Annotated in this window: 2 protein-coding genes and 1 pseudogene; all 3 read left to right on the top strand. The window is 52.9% G+C overall.

What is annotated here, in order from left to right:
- Positions 1 to 251: 251 nt before the first annotated feature.
- The 3 genes and pseudogenes from IQ254_RS30750 to IQ254_RS30740 all read left to right on the top strand — a co-directional run bounded on the left by IQ254_RS30750 (position 252) and on the right by IQ254_RS30740 (position 1,795).
- Positions 252 to 590: a hypothetical protein gene (locus tag IQ254_RS30750; protein WP_193969931.1), complete on the top strand. Its 339-nt coding sequence runs from the start codon at positions 252 to 254 to the stop codon at positions 588 to 590.
- Between the two features lie 57 nt (positions 591 to 647).
- Positions 648 to 902: pseudogene (locus tag IQ254_RS34140) on the top strand (DUF4058 family protein); the annotation flags it as partial.
- A gap of 251 nt (positions 903 to 1,153) precedes the next feature.
- On the top strand, positions 1,154 to 1,795 hold the full coding sequence (locus IQ254_RS30740) for a Uma2 family endonuclease (RefSeq protein ID WP_313887627.1): 642 nt from the start codon (positions 1,154 to 1,156) through the stop codon (positions 1,793 to 1,795).
- The last annotated feature ends 555 nt before the right edge of the window (positions 1,796 to 2,350 follow it).

Here is a 2,350-nt window from a genome sequence, read left to right as displayed (position 1 = left end):
ACCAGTGACTAATCGGTTTTAGCTGTCAGAGCACCTCAGCAGTCTATAAGCCCTAAACGTGAGAGAGCCTGGTTATAGGGTTTCTTTCAGGTTTATCGAACAGCGTCGCTGTTCGTGAAGGGCTCAAGTGAAAGCCCCTCTCAATTCTACTCAACTCCCCAACTTTTCCAGAATTTCCCCGCAGCTATTGGAACAGCCCTCATTTTTCAGCGCTACTCTAACAAAAGTATGACCAGTTAAAGGAGCCGCGTATGCCGAAAAAGAAGACCGCATCTGTCGTTGGAACATGGCACATTTACGAAATGGAACAATGGGATGAGGACTATTTCAACATGGAGGTGCAGGCCTACTTCACGGTAAACCCAGAGGGGACTGGAGATTTTCAATTTGGCCTGGTTGCCGGGGAGCTTGATGGTGGATTTGTCAAAGATGGCGACACTGAGCGGTTCGAATTCACCTGGGACGGCAATGATGAGTGTGATGAAGCTTCTGGTAGTGGCTGGTTGAGGTTGAAGTCAGCTAATGAGGTGGAAGGAAGCATCAAATTACATTACGGGGATCGATCCCGCTTTGCCGCTCGCAGAGCCTGATACATCAATCGCCGACCTAAGATGAAGAAAGGTTCTGATCCAGGTATGAGAGGGGAGATGCCATCTCCATTTCCAGAGATGAATCCCTATTTAGAGAATCCTGAGCTATGGCCCGAAGTTCATAGTCGGCTGATTGTGGCTATTGCCGATGCCTTAAATCCCCAGCTGATGCCCAAGTACCGGGCAGCCATAGACCAGCGAGTCTATGACATATCTGGGGATAAAGCTTTGCTAATTGGCATTTCTGACGTGACCGTGGGACGCCAAACATCATCTGTCGACCAAAACCCTGTCGCGGTGATGCCCCCACCCCCCAGCGTTTCAGGACGAGTTACAGAAGCGGTGGGCCTCCCAGAGCATGGAGATGCAGGTCTGGGAATGGCCAGAACTTTGCCTGGAGCTGGTCAATGGACAGTTTCTGGTCGGGGGTACCCTGGCAGAGAGCAGTGGTGGCAGCACAGTAGAGCCATTGCTCACCCAAGACGGCAGGGGCGTCAGGTGGTGCGGCGACGGTAGACTAAGATCAAACTAAACGGCGACTTGGCATTGAGGAAATTTTCACCGTGGCACTTCCTACTTCGCTAGCTCTACAGACCGATACCTGGGTCAAGGCCACCTGGAATGATTTCGTTGCCACTATGGACACTGCTCCCTACGACGAAGGTCGAGGCTATTTCGATCATGGCTACATGAGGGTTGAGATGGCTGCTTTGGGTGGTGGGCATGCGCGGCAAAACAGTGTGGTCTCTAAGGTGGTTAGTCTCTCTGGCATGGTGCAATCGGTGCGGCTGGCCGAGTTTACCAACGGCAGCTTTCACAAAATTGGAGAGCGGGGCTGCCAGCCCGATGTTGCTTTTTACATTGGGCCAGACTTTCAGCTGCCACCCCAGGACAATTCACCCATTGATGTCGATGTCTACGGCCCGCCGACCCTGGCGATTGAAATCGGCGGCAGCTCGTTCAAAGACGATCTGGGTGCCAAGCGACTGCTCTACGAACGGCTAGAGGTCAGCGAATATTGGGTGGTGAATGTGGCAGAGCAGCAGGTGGTTGCTTTTGCCGTGTCTGAGGGGGGGAGTCGACAGATCCGAGTTTCGGGGGCGTTGCCAGAGCTAGAGATCACGTTGATTGAAGAGGCATTGTATCGCTCCCAGACCGAAGACGACACCGCCCTCATGGGCTGGTTGATGGAGGCTTTGGCTTAAATCGAGTGAGCGTCCTCTGTGTTGAGCAGGGAGTGGCGATGGAGGATGAGACTAGAGACGCAGAGCGTCTGGGGGCCATGTCAAAATGACTCTGGATCAGGCAGCAAAGGGTTGGCACTACATCGAAATTTTTGCTATTTGGAGTTGGGTGTCATGCTTTCGTTTGCGAATAAGCAAAGAGCATCAGAGCAGCTAAATCTGAGCTGCTCGACGCTGAAGAAGTATCGCTTGGCGGGGAATTGGATTGAGGGAGTCCATTGGGTGCGGATTAATAGCCGCTGTGTGCGGTATAACCTGGAACTGATTCTGACCTTACCTCGAAAAAGTGGACATTCCCGATGCCGACTACGGGTCATGGCGTAGGCCCAGGCTCATCGTCTTGCGCTATCCCTGGTGCCGCCATCTCCGGCGAATCCAGCCGTCTATGTTCTCCTAAGAAACATCCGCATGGGCAGCGGGCTGAGGCACGAGTTCAAAGCCTAAAGCTTGAGCCTTCCTCTGAAGGTGCTTTAGCGTCCGTGCCTTGTACTGTTGCTCATAAACCTCAAGGCTAGG

Origin of the sequence: Nodosilinea sp. LEGE 07088 (assembly GCF_015207395.1) — a bacterium.
In the GTDB taxonomy this organism is placed as follows: Bacteria; Cyanobacteriota; Cyanobacteriia; order Phormidesmidales; family Phormidesmidaceae; genus Nodosilinea.
Note: the sequence above shows the minus strand (reverse complement) of the source record. Positions and strands in the feature narration are given on the sequence as shown.